This window comes from Flavobacterium sp. AG291 (genome assembly GCF_003350375.1).
Taxonomy (GTDB): domain Bacteria; phylum Bacteroidota; class Bacteroidia; order Flavobacteriales; family Flavobacteriaceae; genus Flavobacterium; species Flavobacterium suzhouense.
Window position 1 is genome coordinate 168,210 of record NZ_QQAR01000007.1, and the last position, 18,939, is coordinate 187,148.

Annotated in this window: 18 protein-coding genes and 1 riboswitch; of the genes, 7 read left to right on the plus strand and 11 right to left on the minus strand. The window is 39.5% G+C overall.

The annotated features are described in order from the left end of the window. Positions 1-162 precede the first annotated feature (162 nt). Genes DEU42_RS09495 through DEU42_RS09505 form a run of 3 tightly spaced genes read left to right on the plus strand, consistent with a single transcriptional unit; the run spans position 163 to position 5,294 of the window. Positions 163-1,206, plus strand: coding sequence for a ligase-associated DNA damage response exonuclease (locus DEU42_RS09495; protein WP_114758057.1), 1,044 nt, complete (start codon positions 163-165; stop codon positions 1,204-1,206). Beyond that, complete coding sequence (locus tag DEU42_RS09500) at positions 1,203-2,807, plus strand: ATP-dependent DNA ligase (RefSeq protein ID WP_114758058.1); 1,605 nt, start codon at positions 1,203-1,205, stop codon at positions 2,805-2,807. Before DEU42_RS09495 ends, DEU42_RS09500 begins: the two co-directional genes overlap by 4 nt. Before the next feature lie 27 nt (positions 2,808-2,834). Next, a complete protein-coding gene (locus tag DEU42_RS09505) occupies positions 2,835-5,294 on the plus strand; it encodes a ligase-associated DNA damage response DEXH box helicase (RefSeq protein ID WP_114758059.1) in 2,460 nt (819 codons plus the stop codon). A 1-nt stretch (position 5,295) separates the two neighbouring features. On the opposite strand, the gene DEU42_RS09510 is transcribed toward DEU42_RS09505, so the two are convergent. Next, positions 5,296-5,493, minus strand: a complete 198-nt coding sequence (locus tag DEU42_RS09510; RefSeq protein ID WP_114758060.1) for a YqaE/Pmp3 family membrane protein — start codon at positions 5,491-5,493, stop codon at positions 5,296-5,298. Between the two features lie 29 nt (positions 5,494-5,522). On the opposite strand from DEU42_RS09510, the gene pdeM reads away from it, so the two are divergent. Continuing rightward, positions 5,523-6,167 carry a ligase-associated DNA damage response endonuclease PdeM gene (gene pdeM / locus DEU42_RS09515; RefSeq protein ID WP_114758061.1) on the plus strand — a complete coding sequence of 215 codons (645 nt, stop codon included), beginning with the start codon at positions 5,523-5,525 and terminating at the stop codon, positions 6,165-6,167. 86 nt (positions 6,168-6,253) lie between these two features. On the opposite strand, the gene DEU42_RS09520 is transcribed toward pdeM, so the two are convergent. Beyond that, positions 6,254-6,670 carry a hypothetical protein gene (locus tag DEU42_RS09520; protein ID WP_114758062.1) on the minus strand — a complete coding sequence of 139 codons (417 nt, stop codon included), beginning with the start codon at positions 6,668-6,670 and terminating at the stop codon, positions 6,254-6,256. Positions 6,671-7,030: 360 nt separating this feature from the next. On the opposite strand from DEU42_RS09520, the gene DEU42_RS09525 reads away from it, so the two are divergent. Both DEU42_RS09525 and DEU42_RS09530 read left to right on the plus strand, forming a co-directional pair. Next, positions 7,031-8,008, plus strand: coding sequence for an SDR family NAD(P)-dependent oxidoreductase (locus DEU42_RS09525; protein WP_114758063.1), 978 nt, complete (start codon positions 7,031-7,033; stop codon positions 8,006-8,008). Positions 8,009-8,059: 51 nt separating this feature from the next. Further along, on the plus strand, positions 8,060-8,281 hold the full coding sequence (locus tag DEU42_RS09530) for a hypothetical protein (RefSeq protein WP_114758064.1): 222 nt from the start codon (positions 8,060-8,062) through the stop codon (positions 8,279-8,281). A 35-nt stretch (positions 8,282-8,316) separates the two neighbouring features. On the opposite strand, the gene DEU42_RS09535 is transcribed toward DEU42_RS09530, so the two are convergent. The 7 genes from DEU42_RS09535 to thiS are packed head-to-tail and all read right to left on the minus strand — an operon-like array spanning position 8,317 to position 14,186. After that, on the minus strand, positions 8,317-9,027 hold the full coding sequence (locus tag DEU42_RS09535; protein WP_114758065.1) for a HesA/MoeB/ThiF family protein: 711 nt from the start codon (positions 9,025-9,027) through the stop codon (positions 8,317-8,319). A gap of 3 nt (positions 9,028-9,030) precedes the next feature. After that, positions 9,031-10,146 carry a 2-iminoacetate synthase ThiH gene (thiH, locus tag DEU42_RS09540; RefSeq protein ID WP_114758066.1) on the minus strand — a complete coding sequence of 372 codons (1,116 nt, stop codon included), beginning with the start codon at positions 10,144-10,146 and terminating at the stop codon, positions 9,031-9,033. 12 nt (positions 10,147-10,158) lie between these two features. Then, positions 10,159-10,929, minus strand: coding sequence for a thiazole synthase (locus DEU42_RS09545; RefSeq protein WP_114758067.1), 771 nt, complete (start codon positions 10,927-10,929; stop codon positions 10,159-10,161). After that, positions 10,926-11,543 (minus strand): thiamine phosphate synthase, encoded by a 618-nt coding sequence (locus DEU42_RS09550; RefSeq protein WP_114758068.1) that lies wholly within the window; start codon positions 11,541-11,543, stop codon positions 10,926-10,928. Before DEU42_RS09550 ends, DEU42_RS09545 begins: the two co-directional genes overlap by 4 nt. Further along, positions 11,533-12,126: a thiamine phosphate synthase gene (locus tag DEU42_RS09555; protein ID WP_233506653.1), complete on the minus strand. Its 594-nt coding sequence runs from the start codon at positions 12,124-12,126 to the stop codon at positions 11,533-11,535. The genes DEU42_RS09550 and DEU42_RS09555 overlap by 11 nt, the downstream gene beginning before the upstream one ends. Continuing rightward, the gene (gene thiC / locus DEU42_RS09560; protein WP_114758069.1) at positions 12,126-13,946 is read right to left on the minus strand and encodes a phosphomethylpyrimidine synthase ThiC; all 1,821 of its coding nucleotides are present in this window, start codon (positions 13,944-13,946) and stop codon (positions 12,126-12,128) included. Before thiC ends, DEU42_RS09555 begins: the two co-directional genes overlap by 1 nt. 33 nt (positions 13,947-13,979) lie before the next feature. Beyond that, on the minus strand, positions 13,980-14,186 hold the full coding sequence (gene thiS / locus DEU42_RS09565) for a sulfur carrier protein ThiS (RefSeq protein WP_114758070.1): 207 nt from the start codon (positions 14,184-14,186) through the stop codon (positions 13,980-13,982). 60 nt (positions 14,187-14,246) lie between these two features. Then, positions 14,247-14,342, minus strand: a riboswitch (TPP riboswitch). A gap of 229 nt (positions 14,343-14,571) precedes the next feature. On the opposite strand from thiS, the gene DEU42_RS09570 reads away from it, so the two are divergent. Further along, positions 14,572-15,681, plus strand: coding sequence for a YncE family protein (locus DEU42_RS09570; RefSeq protein ID WP_114758071.1), 1,110 nt, complete (start codon positions 14,572-14,574; stop codon positions 15,679-15,681). 146 nt (positions 15,682-15,827) lie between these two features. Here the strand turns inward: DEU42_RS09570 and DEU42_RS09575 are convergent, their stop codons facing one another. Both DEU42_RS09575 and DEU42_RS09580 read right to left on the minus strand, forming a co-directional pair. Next, positions 15,828-18,050 carry a multicopper oxidase domain-containing protein gene (locus tag DEU42_RS09575; protein WP_114758072.1) on the minus strand — a complete coding sequence of 741 codons (2,223 nt, stop codon included), beginning with the start codon at positions 18,048-18,050 and terminating at the stop codon, positions 15,828-15,830. Next, on the minus strand, positions 18,050-18,889 hold the full coding sequence (locus tag DEU42_RS09580) for a DUF3347 domain-containing protein (RefSeq protein WP_199509080.1): 840 nt from the start codon (positions 18,887-18,889) through the stop codon (positions 18,050-18,052). The genes DEU42_RS09575 and DEU42_RS09580 overlap by 1 nt, the downstream gene beginning before the upstream one ends. Between the last annotated feature and the right edge of the window lie 50 nt (positions 18,890-18,939).

The following is an 18,939-nucleotide window of genomic DNA, read 5'->3' on the forward strand; positions in this document are numbered from 1 at the left end:
AAAAAATTCGTTTGCTACTTCATTAATGAAAGTAAAGACATAGAAACGCAATTCATAACTGTTTAATATTCCATTAATTTAAAAATGTAAAATCCGTTAAACTTCTCAAAACCTTATATTATCAAAGAAATACAGTTTGTAACTTTATATAAAACTGTAAAAATGAAACAGCCTCTGCTCGCATTTAATGATAAAGGTATTTACTGTGCACAGGCCGACCTGTATCTGGATCCATGGCGTGCTGTGCCTAAAGCAATTATTACGCATGGGCATAGCGACCACGCTCGTTGGGGGCATGGCCGTTACATAACGCATCATATGAATGTACCAATTATCAAACATCGTTTAGGTGACATAAATGTTACCGGTAAGGAATGGGGAGAAACGTTTACCATAAATGGAGTTGCCTTTTCCTTTCATCCGGCAGGGCACATTGTAGGAAGTTCGCAGGTTCGGGTCGAATACAAAGGAGAAATATGGGTATTTACCGGAGACTATAAAACCGAAGATGATGGCTTATCTACACCTTATGAAGTCATAAAATGCCATACTTTCATCACCGAAAACACCTTTGGCCTCCCCTGTTTTAAATGGACACCTCAGCAGGAAGTTATGAACGACATAAACACCTGGTGGACACAAAACAAAGCTGAAGGACAAACATCAGTATTATTTGGTTACACATTAGGTAAAGCGCAACGCTTATTAAAACATCTTGATCCATCAATCGGGCGAATTTTCACCCATGGAGCCGTTGAAAACATGACCAATATAATACGTACGATGGTTGACCTACCTGAAACTGTACTAATAACTCCTGAAACCAAAAAAGAAGATTTGCAGGGTAGTATCGTACTTGCACCACCGAGTGCACACGGAAGCCCATGGATAAAACGTATGACGCCTTATGTAACCGGTACTGCGAGCGGTTGGATGGCATTTCGCGGAGCAAGGAGAAGACGTGCAATTGATAAAGGATTCGTTCTTAGCGATCATTGCGACTGGACGGGCTTACTGGAAAGTATACAGGCTACGGGGGCAGAAAAAATTATCTGTACCCATGGTTACAGTGATATTTTTAGCGCCTACTTGCGTGAGTTGGGTTATGACGCACGAACCGAACAATCTCAATATGAAGGTGACGAAGGGGAAACTGACACCAAAGAATCCAATGAAACAGTCACTATGGAAGGAGGTGATTTATGAAATATTTTGCCGAACTCATTAAAACGCTTGACAGTAGCAATAAAACCAATATAAAGGTAGATGCCCTGACCCAATATTTCCGTAGAGCAAGCGACACAGATAAAGTATGGACCATTGCCATACTCTCACACAGAAGGCCGCCTCGTCCGGTAAACACAACTTTGTTACGACTTTGGGCTGCCGAATTGGCTAATATTCCACTATGGCTCTTTGAGGATTCTTATCACATAGTAGGTGATTTGGCCGAAACCATTGCGTTAGTCATACCTGCCTCAAAAAATCATAGCGAAAAAACCCTGACAGAGTTTGTAGAGGAAATGATTCTTCTCAAAAAAAAGACAGATACTCAGAAAAAAGAGTACCTGCACAATAACTGGTTATCGCTCAACTATTACGAGCGATTTGTATTTACTAAACTTATAACCGGAAGCTTCCGAATTGGGGTGAGCCAAAAACTGATGACCCGTGCCCTGAGCAAGGCTACAGGCGTAGATGAGGATATATTAGCTTACAAACTAATGGGCGACTGGGATCCGGCCAACATTAGTTTTCAGGATTTAGTACTGGAGGAAAAAGCTCAGGATTTCCTCTCTAAGCCCTACCCTTTTTACCTTGCCTATGCTATTGAGAGTGAAATTGAAGATTTAGGAGATGTAAGCAACTGGAGCACCGAGCATAAATGGGATGGTATTCGCAGTCAGACAATAGTTCGCAACGATCAATTATATGTATGGAGTCGCGGTGAAGAATTGGTTACTGATAAATATCCTGAATTCAATAGTTTTTTAGGAGTTATCCCAAATGGTACTGTAATCGATGGGGAAATATTACCCTGGATAGAGGATAACATCGGTTCATTCAACGACCTGCAAACGCGCATCGGGCGTAAAGTGGTAACTCCTGCCTTATTGAAAAAAACACCTGTTATCATCCGTGCGTATGATCTATTGGAATGGAACGGCAACGACATAAGAAACCTGCCTTACAACGAAAGACGTAATCTTCTTGAAAATTTATACGAGCAGGTAAAAAATTTTCAACTACCGCTTCAGATTTCAGAGAGAATTCAGCTGAAGGACTGGAAAGAAGCATTACGCGAAAAAGCTAAAGCCAGGGATTTGCGAAGCGAAGGACTGATGTTTAAACGAAATGATTCTACCTATGGTGTTGGTCGCAAAAAAGGTGACTGGTGGAAATGGAAACTTGACCCTTTTAGCATTGATGCAGTACTTACATATGCCATGCGTGGCAGTGGCCGTCGGGCTAACCTGTTTACCGACTACACATTCGCCTTATGGCAAACAAACGACGATGGAAATAAAGAACTGGTAACATTTGCCAAAGCTTACTCGGGACTTACAGATGCTGAATTCCGTATGGTGGATGATTATATAAAAAAGAACACTCTGGAACGTTTTGGTCCTGTACGCAGTGTGACACCAAAGCTAGTTTTTGAGATAGGCTTTGAGGGAATTGCTTTTTCAGGCAGGCATAAAAGTGGTGTAGCCACACGTTTTCCGCGTATATTACGATGGCGGCATGATAAAACAATTGAGGAAGCGAACACTATTGACGACTTAAAAGCTATGATACCGGGATAAATCACACATAGAACTACATTTCAATATATGAAAAGGGAAGAACTTTTTGATATCGCTACCAACTGGTTTACAGGCCGGGGCTGGAAACCGTTTCCGTTTCAGACGCAAACGTGGACAGCCTTTTTACAAGGTAAGAATGGCCTGCTTAATGCCCCTACCGGTAGCGGAAAAACCTATGCACTCTGGATTCCCGTTATATTGGATTACATAAAAAGCAACCCCAATTATAAAAACAAACATAAACCAGGACTTAAAGCCATCTGGATAACACCTTTAAGGGCACTTTCTACCGAAATTAAACAGGCGGCTGAACGCGTAGCCGACGATCTTGAAACCGGACTAAAAGTTGGGGTGCGCACCGGTGATACTTCTGCATCTGAGCGTTCAAAACAAAAAAATAAAATGCCAGACCTGCTTATAACCACTCCCGAAAGTATGCAGCTTATGCTAGCTTCCAAGGGGTATGAATCAGTTTTTAAGACATGCGGGGCTATTATAATTGATGAGTGGCACGAACTATTAGGAACCAAACGAGGTGTACAGGTAGAACTGGCACTAAGCAGGCTAAAACATATAAATCCACAGTTACGGATTTGGGGAATATCTGCAACAATAGGTAATTTAAAACAGGCTTTAGAAGTACTTCTGGGGACAAAGAGCCCAGCTCTTCAAAATTCAGTAATGATACGTGCACATATAAACAAAAAAATAAATGTGATATCAGTCATTCCTGAAAAAATGGATACCTATCCCTGGCGTGGACATATGGGGTTACATCTTGTTGATGAAGTGGCCAATATTATAAGAAAGAGTAAAACAACACTGATTTTCTGCAACACCCGTTCGCAATGCGAATTATGGTTTCAGGCGCTGCTTACCAAATATCCTGAATTTGCAGGTGAACTTGCTATGCACCATGGCAGTATTGCTCGAGAAACCCGCCAATGGGTGGAACAGGCAATACGTGATGAGCAGCTTAGAGCTGTAGTTTGTACCTCTAGCCTTGATTTGGGTGTAGATTTTGCCCCGGTAGAAACAGTGGTTCAAATAGGTGGTCCAAAAGGTGTGGCGCGTTTTTTACAGCGGGCAGGCCGTAGTGGGCATCAACCGGGACAGGAAAGTAACATTTACTTTCTGGCTACGCATGCCATAGAATTAGTTGAGGCCTCTGCCCTACGCCGCGCTGTAAAAGAAACGGTAGTTGAAGATCGTGTACCTTACCTTAATAGCTGGGATGTATTAATACAATACCTCGTTACTCTTGCAGTGAGTGATGGTTTTTACCCTACTGATGTTTTTAAAGAAATACAAGACACCTTTTGCTATCAGGGTATTACAGCAGCAGAGTGGCAGTTTTGCCTCAACTTTATTACTCGTGGCAGTCAAAGCCTGCAGGCGTATGATGAATATAAAAAAGTGGAAATTGAAGCCGATGGCAAATTTAAAGTTAACAGTAAAACAACTGCGCTCAGACACAGGATGCAGATAGGCACAATTGTAGGCGACTCAGTTATGAATGTCAAGTTTTTAGGAGGTGGCTATATTGGCAGTATTGAAGAATGGTTTGTCTCTAAGCTTAGCCCTGGGGACATATTTATTTTTGCAGGCCGCAAACTCGAACTGATACGCATACGCAACATGGAAGTAATAGTACGAATGGCAAACCCAGGGGTAAAAGCCGTACATGCCAGCTGGATGGGCGGACGACTTACATTATCAAGCCAGATGAGTGAACTGATAAGAGAAGAACTGTATGACGCAAATACAGAATCGATGAGCAGGGAGCTAAGATCGCTAGAGCCTATGTTTACCCGTCAGCGAAAGGAAAGCATTGTACCAACAGATAACCAGTTCCTTATAGAGACATTTAAAACCCGTGAGGGTTACCATGCTATATTTTATCCCTTTGAAGGACGTTATGTACATGAAGCATTAGCTAGCGTTATGGCCTACCGCATCAGTCTGCTAAGTCCTATAACATTTTCACTAGCCTATAATGACTATGGTTTTGAATTGCTTTCGGATAAGGAAATTGATATGCAGCAGGTTCTTGACAACAACTTATTTACACCATTACATCTGCATACTGATTTACAGCAAAGCCTTAATGCAACCGAAATGGCAAGGCGAAAATTCAGGGATATTGCTGTAATCGCAGGACTGGTATTTACAGGCTATCCCGGAAAAAATGTCAAGACAAAGCACCTGCAAAGCAGTAGCCAGCTTATTTTTGAAGTATTTCGTGATTATGAGCCTAACAACCTTTTATTTCAACAGGCCTATCGGGAAACCTTTGAACATCAGTTGGAAGAAGGTCGTCTGATACTGGCTCTGGAACGTATACAAAATCAGGAAGTTGTATGGAAACAGTGTGAAAAACCTACTCCTTTCAGTTTTCCTATAATAACTGACAGACTCAGGGAACGTTTATCAAGCGAAACACTAGCGGAAAGGATTAAAAAAATGACTGCAAATTATATGAAGTAATTTATTTAGCCATAGCTTTAATAATACGATTGGTTCTTCTGTCGGCATACATTCGGTTTAAAGCCGTTACTGCCCATATAAATGCAGGTATCCAGCCAATTATAGTTATTTGCAGGATAAGACAAATTATCCCACTGAGAATTTTACCTTGTAGTATCAATGATAACCAAGGCAAAAAGAAAGCAATCACATATCTCATATACTAATAAAATTAAAGGTCTAAAAATAATGACTTTAGAAATAGAAATTAATAGAAATACATTTGTTTTGCATAATTCAGGGGCACTTTACTGGACAGAAAAACGTATGCTACTTATCAGCGATGCACACCTTGGAAAGGTATCTCACTTCAGAAAATATGGTGCAGCAATACCTGAAGCTGTCATAAATAAAAACTTTATAAAACTGGACGAAGTGGTAAATTACTTTGATCCTGAAAGCATTTATTTTTTAGGTGATTTATTTCATAGCGAACTAAATAATGAGTGGTATTTATTTCAGCAATGGGTAGAAAAAACAAACATCCCTATAATCCTTATTGCAGGCAATCATGACATTATAAATCCGGCTAAATACTGCGAATTAAACATACAAATTACTAACGAATGGAAACTAAATGGAATTCTGCTTACGCATTATCCTGAAATCCGTGAAGGTTTTTTTAATTTATGCGGACATGTGCATCCGGCCATAAAATTACGTGGAGCAGGAAGGCAATCTTTAAAGCTTCCATGCTTTTTCCAATCCGAAAATCAGATGATACTTCCGGCATTTGGAGAATTTACAGGAACTTATGTAATTGAACCAAAAGAAGGTGATACGGTATATGGCATTACAAAAGACACAGTACTACCTGTCATAATAACTTTTTAATCCAATAAAATTAAGCTGAAACTATGGAATATATCACGTAATTATAAGTGTGAAAAGAATTTTATTATTTTTCATTATTATGTAACTTAGGTACTACTTACCTGATTTGGTATTAACCACTTTTCTCTTCCCTCAAGAGTAATCTTCCTATACTTATCAGTATCCATCAACAATCGCGTGTTATCCCCGATAATTATCACTTCTGATGTTTTAAAAAGGTCTGCGAATTTTTTTATCAATTTCTGCTCATTCCATTTAAAGTCTATTTTTCCGTTGGTATGGTATTTCAGTATCACATTGGTAAATTGGTTTTGCTTACCAGAGGCTTCTGCTTTATTTGGTCCGTTGAGACCCGCTTTGATGAGTTTTGCCTCACCGGACTCTAATGCTTTAAGTATTATGTCACAAATCTGCTGGCGACGCTCTTTAGCACGTGTGTAAAGGGGAAGCCTGATTTTATTAGGCAGATTAACCCACATATAATATAATTTTGAGTTCTCCATAACATTTTATTTAGGTTGTTAGTATAGGATACAAGGTATAAAAGTACCGTAGTACAAGGGCTTTGTTTTACAAATGATTAACCCAATATTAACCGCATATTTGGCATTACTGACAACTAAGGTTAAGGAACTACAAAATATTTTATATAAAAACCTTAAATAACACTTTCTCTTTCAGTCTTTAACAATGATTTAAATAGCACTTGTTACTCATTTGGCTAACTTTAAATATTATCATTAACAAAAATACCTGAAAACCGTTACTATAGAAACTATTAATGTAAACATTCTTAGTAATTTGAAAGTAAGGAATGAATAAAAGGTGGCCATGTAACAATGATACTAATGTAAATAAATACTATGAAAAATACTCAACAACTAAAGCACAAGACAGTGGTCATTACCGGAGCAAGCAGCGGCGTGGGAAGAGCAGCAGCTGAAGCCTTTGCCGAGAAAGGTGCTAATCTGGTTATCGTAGCCAGAGGACAACAAGGCATTGACGAGGTTGTGGAAATATGCAGGAATCTGAATGCAAACGCCATTGGTGTATCAGCCGATATGTCTGTAGAAGAGGATGTAGAGAAGGTTGCTCAACAAGCACTAAGCATCTATGGCACCATTGATGTATGGATTAATAATGCAGGGGTTATGGCAAGTGGCAAATTCGAAGAAATACCCATGCCTATCCACGAGCAGGTGATAAAGACAAATTTATTTGGGTATCTGCATGGCACTTACAATGCGCTTAAAATTTTTAAAAAACAGAATCACGGAATAATAATAAACAATATATCCATTGGAGGTTTTATGCCTGCTCCCTATAGTTCAGTATACACCGCTACAAAATACGGAATTAGGGGTATGATGGAAGGTTTACAAGGGGAAATCTCTAACCGAAGGAACATCCATATCTGCAATCTTTATCCTCAATTGCAAAACTCAACAGGAAATCTGCATTCGGCAAAATACTCAGGATTTGATATGAAAATTCCTCCGATTGCATCAGATCCCCGTGACACCGCCGAAAAAATGGTTCAGCTTGCATTACATCCCCAAAAAGACCTTTTCCCTGATTTCAGAGCAGCTGCGATTACTAATATATATCGGATGTTCCCTAAAACAACCATAAATCTGGCTTCCGGTGCAGTTCGACTCATGATGAAAATGAATGAAGACAAAACGGGAAATGCCGGGAATATACTGGCCCGCTCAAAAGAGCCCATGCGTATATATGGAAAAAAACCAATTTCAAAATCGATAAAAGAAATTGGTTTGGCTATGTTCGCAGGTGCAACAGTCGGTTTATTAATGATGTCACTCTCAAAACGCAATGCCTAAAAGCATGAATCACCAAAAACAATATAAATAATCACTAAAAACAAAAAAGTAATGAAAAGTTCAAAAATCGTAGGAATTGCACTTATAGTTTTAAGCCTGGCTATAGGTTATATTGGCCTGAATAAAATAGCTGACAACACAAAAGAAATTAATTTCCTGGGCATAAAAATTGATGCTTCAAATGAATCCGGCAAACAGCAGGGCTTTATCTACACAGGGGTCGCGGTGCTGCTTTTTGCAGGAGGGATATATTCAATGAAAAAAGCTGAATAAGAAAAATATTCCCCCTCCCTCTTTCGGGCTGAGAACTAAAAATTCACTTTGATGAACTTCCACTGCAAAGTATCATAAACTATCATTTCATTATGTAAAACCGATAGGTCTGTGATTAGCTTAATTGTCTCGTGAGCCATCATACTGCCTAAAATACCCGGCAAAGTTCCTATAACGCCGTTGAGGCTACAATTAGGAACGTCTTTTGGATCAGGTGGGGATGGAAACAAGTCTCTTAAGTTCTTGCTTCCTTTATGATTAAACACTGCCATCTGTCCTTCAAAATTCAGTATACTGCCATATACAAGCGGTTTATTAAGCAAAACACATGTATCATTGACTAAATAGCGTGTTGAAAAATTATCGCTCCCATCTATAACCATATCAAAGTCACGTATGAGGTCAGCCGCATTTTCACCTGTAAGCTTTCGGTCATAGATATTATAGTTCAAGCCCGGATTCAGCTTTTGCAGTACCTTTTTTGCAGTTACTGCTTTTGATTCCCCTATTTGTTCATCGTTGTAAAGTATCTGTCGGTGCAGGTTGTGTAATTCAACAATATCAAAATCAACAATGCCTAATGTTCCTATACCGGCTGCTGCGAGATATTGTAAAACAGGACAGCCAAGTCCCCCTGCACCTATCACAAGTACTTTAGTCTGCTGAATTTTTTCCTGCCCCGCCTCTCCTATCCCGGACAGCATCATCTGGCGATTATAACGCAAAAAGCTATCTATTGAAATCATATTTTAAGAAGTATATATTTTATCCCAGTCTTTCCATACCGGCTCATAACCAGCTGCTCTGATCTTTTCGGCAACTTCCTCGGCTGAACGTTCGTCACTGGTCTCAAACTGTTCGAGCGATTCCGGCGCTACCGAATACCCACCGGGATTGGTCCTTGACCCGGCACTCATGCTGGTAGCCCCTAAATGGATAATGTTATCCCTAAATTTTTCATTTTCCCTTGTTGAGACGGATACTTCAAGATCTTCATTCCATATCCTGTAGGCACAAATAAGCTGCAACATATCCTTATCATCCATAATAAAGTTTGGTTCAATAATACCCTCGGCAGGCCTCAGCCTTGGGAAAGATACCGAATACCTGCTCTGCCAGTATTTTTTCTGAAGGTAATCCAGATGGAGCGCAGTAAAGAAACTGTCGGTACGCCAATCTTCGAGACCAAGCAATACGCCAAGCCCTATCTTATGTATCCCTGCCTTACCTATCCTATCGGGTGTTTCCAGCCTGAAATCAAAATTTGATTTTTTCCCTTTGGGATGGTACTGCTTATACACTTGCCTATGATAGGTTTCCTGATAAACCAGTACAGCATGTACGCCAGCTGTATGTAATGCCTGATATTCTTCAGTACTTAAAGGCTGCACTTCTACAGAAATATTAGCAAATTTTGCCTTTAACAAACTGATGGCATTCAGGAAATAATTGATATTAACTGTATAATTAGCTTCACCGGTAACTAAAAGCACATGTTCGAAACCTGCTTGTTTTATAGCTTCGGCTTCTTTTAGAATATCGGCATCGTTCAGAGTCTTTCTCTTTAGTTTGTTGTCCAGGCTAAAACCACAATAAGTACAAATATTCTGACATTCATTGCTAAGATACATAGGTACATACATCTGTATGGTCCTGCCGAAACGTTTTTGTGTCAGTTCTTTGCTCATCGCAGCCATTTCTTCCAAAAACGGCGTAGCTGCAGGAGAAATAAGTATTAAAAAATCATCTATAGTGCGCTTTCTTTTGGAAAGGCTATGTTGTACCTCAGCAGCTGTAACATGCTGTATTTTCTGCTGAATACTATCCCAGTGGTATTGTTCAAAGAGGCTTTTAAAAGTCGTCATTGGAAATTAGCATTAGTCATATAAAAATGAAGTAAGGGGGCTGGATGCCGAGGCTATACTAACGCTTCCTGCCAGTTGGCTTTCAAAAGCTTTACGTCCGGCAATAACAGCCTCTTTAAAACTCTCTGCCATTAGTACCGGATTACCCGCAACAGCTATAGCAGTATTGACCAATACCGCATCAGCTCCCATCTCCATAGCCAAAGCTGCATGAGAAGGCGCACCAATTCCTGCATCTACAATCACAGGAACCCTACTTTGCTCAATAATGATTTCTAAGAAATCCTGTGTCTTCAAACCCTTATTGGAGCCTATAGGTGCCCCTAAAGGCATGACCGCTGATGTACCGGCATCCTCAAGACGCCTGCATAAAACAGGATCGGCATGCATGTACGGCAAGATGATAAAGCCCAGCTTTGCCAATTCTTCAGTGGCTTTTAGGGTTTCTATAGGGTCCGGAAGCAGGTATTTAGGATCAGGGTGTATTTCCAGCTTAAGCCAGTTGGTTTCCATCGCTTCGCGTGCCAATTGCGCTGCAAATACGGCTTCTTTCGCATTTCTTGCCCCCGATGTATTGGGCAAAAGATTAATATGACTATGGTTCAGATGTGATAAGAGACTATCTGTGTCCTTTGCAAAATCGACCCGTTTGAGTGCAACAGTGACCAGTTCACTACCTGACGCCAGGACAGCCTCTTCCATATGCGTGGCGGATCCAAATTTTCCTGTACCTAAGAACAGCCGTGATTCAAATTTCTTATCTCCTATTACTAATGGTTTCATACTATATTTAATTGACTAAATAGTTCTTTTTTTTGAGTGTGCGAAGTAATATAGCCCGATAGTGCTACCCCATAGATACCCGTATCAATAATATGTTTGATATCATCTTGTATTATACCTCCTATGGCATAAACCGGTGTATGAATTTGATATTCATTTATCTCCTTCATAATACTTTGCATGCCTTTTAATCCTAAAACAGGGCTCAATTTATCTTTAGTTGCAGTAAAACGAAATGGTCCAAGGCCTATATAATCGCATTGTTCTGTATGGCGTTTAATCACGTCATTGAGTGTGTTTGCAGTACCTCCTATGATTTTGCCAGGTCCTATAATAGATCTCGCTTGTGCTATATCCATATCGTCAAGTCCTAAATGGATGCCATCCGCATCAACAGCTTTTGCTATATGAGGATAATCATTGATTATAAATGTGCAATCATATCCCAGCATTATTTTTTTAATCTGTTCTGCTACTGTAAGCACCTCCAATTCCGATACACTTTTAAAGCGTAATTGCACCCAATTACACCCGGCGTCAAGTACTGATCTTATATTTTGTATCTGAGTGTCAGCAGTCTCTCCCTGAGATATATATTGTATTTTACTTCTCATTATTAAACGTTTTAAATTCGCATATGGGGTCGCCTGAGTTCCATATATTTCCTAAAACGGCTACACCATCAAAACCCGTCTGAAGTGTTTGTTTGTAATTTTTATGACTTATTCCTCCCAACGCTATCAGTTTTGTATTAAAGTTACTACGCCTTTTTATTGATTCGATAATATCTGTATCCGGAGCATATCCCGGTTTAGAAATGCTGTTATACACCGGACTTAAAAAGGCATATTCGTAACGATGGGATAATCCGTTAAAATCTTCAAGACTGTGTGTTGAAGTTGAAAATATCCACTCTTGGTCGTTGCCCAGCATCTCGAGTATCTTATCAAAATCAGGCCTGTTACTTTCAGTAAAGTGAATTCTGTTTATGCCGTACTGTCCTGCCAGATTATAATGCTGATGCAGTACCAGCCTATCATAATATTCCTCATGTATCAAACCCAGAAGATATTTGAGATGGTAGATGCCTATACCAGGTTTTCGCATATGAAGCAACTGCAGTCCTTCTTCAAATAGCGTGTTAATGATATTCGCTTCATCAGTAAAAATTACCGGATTTGTAATAACAATCAGCACTACAAATAAATTTCTTTTCCGGCCTCAACAAACTCTTCCGATTTATCTCTCATCCCTTTTTCAGCTACCTCCCTTATTTCCTGTGATATTTTCATTGAACAGAATTTCGGACCGCACATAGAGCAAAAATGTGCCACTTTTGCGCCATCTGCTGGTAGGGTTTCATCATGAAATTCCCTTGCTGTATCAGGATCAAGCGCCAGATTAAACTGATCTTCCCAACGAAATTCGAAGCGTGCTTTACTAAGGGCGTTGTCACGGTACTGTGCCCCTGGGTGACCTTTAGCCAGATCAGCAGCATGAGCGGCTATTTTATATGTTATCACACCATCCTTCACATCTTTTTTGTTGGGTAATCCCAGGTGTTCCTTAGGCGTAACATAACAGAGCATAGCTGTTCCATACCAACCTATCATAGCTGCACCAATGGCAGAGGTTATATGATCATACCCCGGAGCTATATCTGTAGTAAGTGGCCCCAAAGTGTAAAAGGGTGCCTCTCCGCAATGTGCTAACTGCTTATCCATGTTTTCCTTTATCATATGCATGGGAACATGGCCTGGTCCTTCTATAAATACCTGAACGTCATGTTTCCATGCAATTTTAGTGAGTTCGCCTAACGTTTCGAGTTCTGCGAATTGCGCTGCATCATTAGCATCGGCAATAGAACCCGGACGAAGGCCATCGCCAAGTGAAAAAGCAACGTCATAGGCTTTCATAATTTCACATATTTCTTCGAAATGGGTATATAGAAAATTTTCTTTATGATGAAACAGGCACCACTTCGCCATAATTGATCCCCCTCTGGAAACAATACCGGTAACCCTGTTAGCGGTGAGATGGATATAGCGCAACAGTACACCGGCATGAATCGTAAAATAAGATACTCCCTGCTCTGCCTGCTCTATAAGCGTATCCCGGAAAACTTCCCAAGTGAGATCCTCAGCAATACCCTTCACTTTTTCAAGTGCCTGATATATAGGTACTGTACCAATAGGAACCGGGGAGTTGCGAATTATCCACTCTCTTGTCTCATGGATGTTTTTCCCTGTGGACAAATCCATTATCGTGTCCGCTCCCCAGCGGCAGGCCCAAACAGCTTTTTCAACCTCTTCTTCAATACTTGAGGTAACCGCACTATTGCCGATATTAGCGTTTATTTTTACAAGAAAGTTTCGCCCAACAATCATGGGTTCACTTTCAGGATGGTTAATATTATTAGGTATAATGGCCCTTCCACAGGCTACTTCATTACGAACAAACTCAGGTGTAATTTTTGTCTTAGGCGTATTTGCCCCGAAACTATTTCCAATATGCTGAGAGGCAAGCGAAGGATTTTGCTGTTCAAAAGCTTCTAAACGCTGATTTTCACGTATTGCTATGTACTCCATCTCCGGAGTAATGATTCCCTTTTTTGCATAATGCAGCTGTGTTACATTTGCGCCTGCTTTAGCGCGTTTCGGCTTGTGTAAGTATGAAAACCGTAAATGATCGAGTTTAGAATCATTGAGCCTTTGCTTACCATAGTCAGATGTAATCTGTTGTAATTCATCCACGTCATTGCGCTCCATTATCCATTGTTCCCTAATGCGTGGCAATCCTTTACGAATGTCTATTTCGGCATCAATGTCAGTATAAGGTCCGGAAGTATCATAAACCGTAACGGGTGGATTTTTCTCCAGGCCGCCATTAGAAAGCCTGGTATCATGTAGTGAAATTTCACGCATTGCTACCTTTATAGGATGCATATTTCCTTCAACATATATTTTTTTAGAATTAGGAAAAGGAGTGCGGGAAATCTGACGTTCTGTATTTTCCATTAGTATGTCTGTTTGATTTATAGCAATAAAATTCTATCCGCCCTGAGTGGCAGAAATAATTAATATCTGGTCTGTTGAAGAGAGAGTAAAGCTATTCCACTGCGTTTTGGGAATAACAGTGTTGTTAACGGCTACAGCAATACCTTTTTGCTTCAAAGGTATTTCGATATCAAGCATAGTCTGTATAGTGACTGTACTTTCAGTAAAATGTCTTGTCTGATTATTGATTGTAAGCTCCATTCCTTGTTGGTATATATTGATATACTTTAGGAATGGCTACGACTGTACACGGAGGAACGTCAAAGTCATCTTACTTTTCCCTACGGCAGTATGAGCTGCATCAGGTTCAGAGGGTAAAATCTCAGCCTACGGTAGTAGACACCCCTAAAGTTGCAGCAAATGTAATGGTATATTCTATAAATACCATAAAAATTATTTTTTTAACAAACTAAATTCTTAAATCAATAATTTAAAATCGGGTAAATCTACGTGATTCCGAGTCCTTTTTAGTGCTTAGTTTTAGCACTCCTTAAACCTGGATCTATAAAAATTAGAGGTCAACTAAAATTAAAAAACGAGGACAGCCAAAAAACAAACCGATAAAATTAATTAAACCAAAAATACTATGTCAAAAACTGATAAAAATCAATTGAAAAATATTATAAACAGCAAATTAATTGCCACTGTTAACGTTGGTGTGAATCCTACAGCAATGGCAATAACATCCGATTCTACTAAATTATATGTAGCCAATGGTAATAATTACGGAATTGCAGGAAGTGATACCGTGACGCTGATAGACTTAACAACCATGATGCCAGTCTTAACAATATCAAGCGGAACATTTAATCAGCCGTACACCATAACGCTATCTAAAGACGAAACTAAAGCTTACGTTACTAACTCCAATGCATCTACAGTGAGCATAATTGACACTGCAACAAATAAAGTTACCGGAATAATAGACGGATTTAATGGGCCATCAGGTATGGTAATCACCCCCGACGGCACTAAATCCTATGTTAATAATTATGGTGCAAGTAAAGCAATTCCATCCGGATCCGGCAATACTGTAAGTGTAGTAGATTTGATTAGTGAAAAAATTATTCAGGAAATTACTTTAAGTGAATATACACAGGCTGCAGCACCATCTGCAATTGCTATTAGTCCAAAAGGTGATTTTGTTTATACCGCAAATTACACAAACGGTGAGCCATGGCAAGGAACGTTATCAAAGATTTCTACGGCTACTAACGTTGTGGTTGATACTATAGGCGGTGCGCCCTTTCTTGGAGGAACCCCATTTCTATTTGGTATGTTCGCTTTAAAAATTGATGCTTCCGGTAAGTTTGCATACCTTACCAACTTTGGGAGCAATAACTTTGCGCCTTATGGCACAACGGTTTGTGTAATAGATCTTGAACAAAATACTCAATCGGCGCTGATTGAAGTAGGAATACAACCATCCGGATTTGATATTACTCCAGATGGACTTTATGGTTTTGTTTCAAACTACAATACATTATACAGTTCAGGTGCACCTGATTACACGGGGTTGACAGCCGGACAGGGAACTGTGAATATCATAGATCTATCTACTAATTTGTTAGTCCCAATTACTATTAATGTTGGATTGTCGCCAGGATGTATCAAGATGAGCCCAGATGGTAAATATGCTATTGTTTCTAATTATACTGGGAATACAGTAAGTATTATCAGTCTATATGGTGAATAATAATTTAGACTTCTTAAATATAAATATCCGCAAACAATAATTTTCTGAATTTGAAAATAGTTTAGAATTTGCCTTGAAGGTGATACATATAAAATCCCGAAATCAAATTGACTTCGGGATTTTTCTTTTATCTTTTTTCATAAAGACTAATAGGTAAAGGCAATACCTCCACCCATGCCCATATCACTATCATAATGTGCCGAAAGAGACCAGTATCGGGTCAATATATAGCGGCTGCCTACACTGTATTCAAAATCCGTATTCCAGCTTCCCCATAATCGTAATCTGGAAGTAACAGGTATATCTTGTCTCGTGAACTGCAAGCGAACATTGCCTTTATGGTCTACCCGTAAATCAGTCTCTACAAACCAGGGTAAAACATAAATAATCCCTAAACACGCTACTGCCCTTTTTGCCTGTGTGCTTCGCTGCCCAAAAAGATTGCGCTGTTTATCCATCTCGTTATGATACCTGAAATCCCAACCTGTATATACAGCAAAAAATTGCTTATTGTCTAGAAAACGGCCAATGTGCGCTTCGGTTTCATAACCGGATTCACTATTATAGCCTACTCTCCATTCAGCATCTATAAAATTGCGTGTGTTTTCAAGTCGTAGCTCTCCATCACTACCATTACTTTCGAGACCAATATCCGCCGAAAAATAATAACGCTTATCGTCTGCATATACTTTTTTTAGCGATGCTTCCGCATCAGGCAACTGTGGATTAGGTGGCGAATCCTCATAGGTAAATATTCTGCCCATACCGCTCATCATATGATAGAGTATATGACAATGAAAAAACCAGTCACCATATTTTTCGGAAGCATTAAATTCAATAGTATCCGTTTCCATAGGCATAATGTCAAGTACACTTTTTAGCGGTGAATATTCTCCATATTGGTTGACTACCCTAAAAAAATGTCCATGAAGATGCATGGGATGTCGCATCATTGAATTATTAGTTATAATAATACGTATATTTTCCCCCGCCTTAATTAGAATCTTATCGGTTTCAGATATGGTTTTATTATCAACAGTCCATACATAACGGTTCATATTTCCGGTTAGGGTAAAATGCAGTGTACGATAAGGCCTGTCGGATAAAATAGTTTTTACCGGCGATTTAAGCATATTGTAGTTAAGTGTAACAATATCCTTATTCTCTTCCATAGCATGATGGTCATGTTCTTTCATGTTTTCCATACCATTTGCATTTGTAGCATCCGGACCTTGCATGCCAGTCATTTGCATGCCTGATATTTCAGGATACATAACTGCATTCATATCCATCTGCTGCAAACTCATGTTCATCCCCATATCTTTCATGTTTCCTCCCACAGTCATCATATCATTCATCATCTGCATACCCTCAAAATAATTCAGCCTTTGCAAAGGATTGGCCAACTGCTTAATTCCGTTACCAAGCCATAATGATGTATGCCCCGTTCGGTCTTCAGAAGTGGCAACTAACTCATAAGCAATACCTTTAGGAGGAATAGTCACAATTACATCGTAAGTTTCTGAAGTTCCTACTATAAAACGATCTACACTCACCGGTACTACTTCTGCCCCATCAGAAGCTACCACATCCATCTTACCTCCGGCATAATTCACCCAAAAATAAGTGGAGGAACTCCCGTTAATGATTCGTACCCGTATTTTATCACCAGGCTTAAAATCTGTAGCCTGAACTTCGCTTTTACCATTAGCAAAAAAGCGCTCGTAATATACATCGCTCACGTCCATAGCCCGCATACGCTTCCACTCGTTAGTGAACTTTGTTCCAAACTTACCCTCCTTTATAGCCTGTCCGTAATTTTGGGTAGCTCCTTTTTTGATACTGAACCAGTCATTTTCCTTGTGAAGCATACGTTCAACCTGATGCGGATTCATATCAGTCCAGTCACTTAAGAGCATTGTATATTCCGGCATCTTAGTTTCATCTTTTTTATGGATGATAAACGCTCCATACATACCTGACTGTTCCTGTAACATAGTATGCGAGTGGTACCAATAAGTACCACTCTGTTTTAAGGGAAATTTAAACGTATGTACGCTCATAGGCTTTATGGAAGCCGTAGTAAGATAGGGTACACCGTCCTGCTCATTAGGAAGCAGAAGCCCATGCCAGTGTACTGAAGTTTCATGGTGCATCATATTATGCACTCTTATTACAGCTGTATCGCCCTCAGTAAAATGCAGCTCCGGACCTGGTAACATGCCATTAATAGCGATAGCACTTACAGTTTTACCGGTATAGTTTACTACTGTATCAGTAACATACAGGTCATATTCCTTAATTTTCTGCGCCTGAATTACCATTGAAAACAGCAGTAAGCAAATAAAAATTAGCTTTTGCATAGGCATTATTTAAGGGTTTCAACAGTGTTTCCGCAACTTAACATCTTATTTCCGTAGTATGGATTCTTTATTTCTTTTCCTAAACTCAGCCAGTTAGCCCCTTTGCCATTATTGTACATTGGACAATGCTGATAATAAATGGTTTCACCTGTAGTAAAAGCTTTAGCCACATTATACAGAGCATCAGACAATGTTACAAAATGATCTCGTTGATGTTTTATATCATTGGTTTCTGCTATATGCTCAGCATCTTCTCGCAAAACAGGTAGGCTTTTCATCCATACCATGTGGGCAGCATGTTGCATCTTATCCATTGGCACCGCTTTTAGCGTTTTCTCTAATTCTGATGCAGCCTTAGCTGCCGCTGATCCGTCTGACTTTACCAATGCATCTTTTAGAGTAAAATAAGACCTATAGACATCTTTTAAAATAGTATTGCTTTGACCTGAATTTTCAGCAGCCAAGGTTTCATGACCTTCATGATTATCCTTATTAGCAGTAGTTTCAGCAGGGCGCTCATACTTGCAACATCCCGGAAGTTTATTGTAAGCTTCAGAGGGTGCGAGGTATTTCTCATTATCGTAACCTGCATAGGCTACTTTTTTTAGGAGGGCATCAGCAGTGGTTTTAGTAGTATCGTAAGTAAGAGTTAGTTTTTGTGAGTCCTTATCCCATACGGCTTCAGATATTTTCTTTTCTGTAGCGGCTTTTTCAATTGTCTTTTTACACATATCACAGCTACCATAGACGGTAACTATTTCAGTTTGGGTATTTTTTAACTGCGCGTTAGCATATGACGATACAAGCATAAATACAGGTATCGCTATTTTATAAAATAGATTCATGATTTTTAATATTTATAAGTAAACAAATAATTCAGTTTGTGTGACTTGTT

Coding starts and splice junctions, on each gene's coding strand:
- DEU42_RS09505 (WP_114758059.1), top strand. CDS start 2,835: ATGAAAAGGGAAGAACTTTTTGATATCGCTACCAACTGGTTTACAGGC.
- DEU42_RS09525 (WP_114758063.1), top strand. CDS start 7,031: ATGAAAAATACTCAACAACTAAAGCACAAGACAGTGGTCATTACCGGA.
- thiS (WP_114758070.1), bottom strand. CDS start 14,186: ATGGAGCTTACAATCAATAATCAGACAAGACATTTTACTGAAAGTACA.
- DEU42_RS09500 (WP_114758058.1), top strand. CDS start 1,203: ATGAAATATTTTGCCGAACTCATTAAAACGCTTGACAGTAGCAATAAA.
- DEU42_RS09575 (WP_114758072.1), bottom strand. CDS start 18,050: ATGCCTATGCAAAAGCTAATTTTTATTTGCTTACTGCTGTTTTCAATG.
- DEU42_RS09580 (WP_199509080.1), bottom strand. CDS start 18,889: ATGAATCTATTTTATAAAATAGCGATACCTGTATTTATGCTTGTATCG.
- DEU42_RS09550 (WP_114758068.1), bottom strand. CDS start 11,543: ATGAGAAGTAAAATACAATATATATCTCAGGGAGAGACTGCTGACACT.
- DEU42_RS09530 (WP_114758064.1), top strand. CDS start 8,060: ATGAAAAGTTCAAAAATCGTAGGAATTGCACTTATAGTTTTAAGCCTG.
- DEU42_RS09570 (WP_114758071.1), top strand. CDS start 14,572: ATGTCAAAAACTGATAAAAATCAATTGAAAAATATTATAAACAGCAAA.
- DEU42_RS09545 (WP_114758067.1), bottom strand. CDS start 10,929: ATGAAACCATTAGTAATAGGAGATAAGAAATTTGAATCACGGCTGTTC.
- thiC (WP_114758069.1), bottom strand. CDS start 13,946: ATGGAAAATACAGAACGTCAGATTTCCCGCACTCCTTTTCCTAATTCT.
- DEU42_RS09495 (WP_114758057.1), top strand. CDS start 163: ATGAAACAGCCTCTGCTCGCATTTAATGATAAAGGTATTTACTGTGCA.
- pdeM (WP_114758061.1), top strand. CDS start 5,523: ATGACTTTAGAAATAGAAATTAATAGAAATACATTTGTTTTGCATAAT.
- DEU42_RS09535 (WP_114758065.1), bottom strand. CDS start 9,027: ATGATTTCAATAGATAGCTTTTTGCGTTATAATCGCCAGATGATGCTG.
- DEU42_RS09520 (WP_114758062.1), bottom strand. CDS start 6,670: ATGGAGAACTCAAAATTATATTATATGTGGGTTAATCTGCCTAATAAA.
- DEU42_RS09510 (WP_114758060.1), bottom strand. CDS start 5,493: ATGAGATATGTGATTGCTTTCTTTTTGCCTTGGTTATCATTGATACTA.
- thiH (WP_114758066.1), bottom strand. CDS start 10,146: ATGACGACTTTTAAAAGCCTCTTTGAACAATACCACTGGGATAGTATT.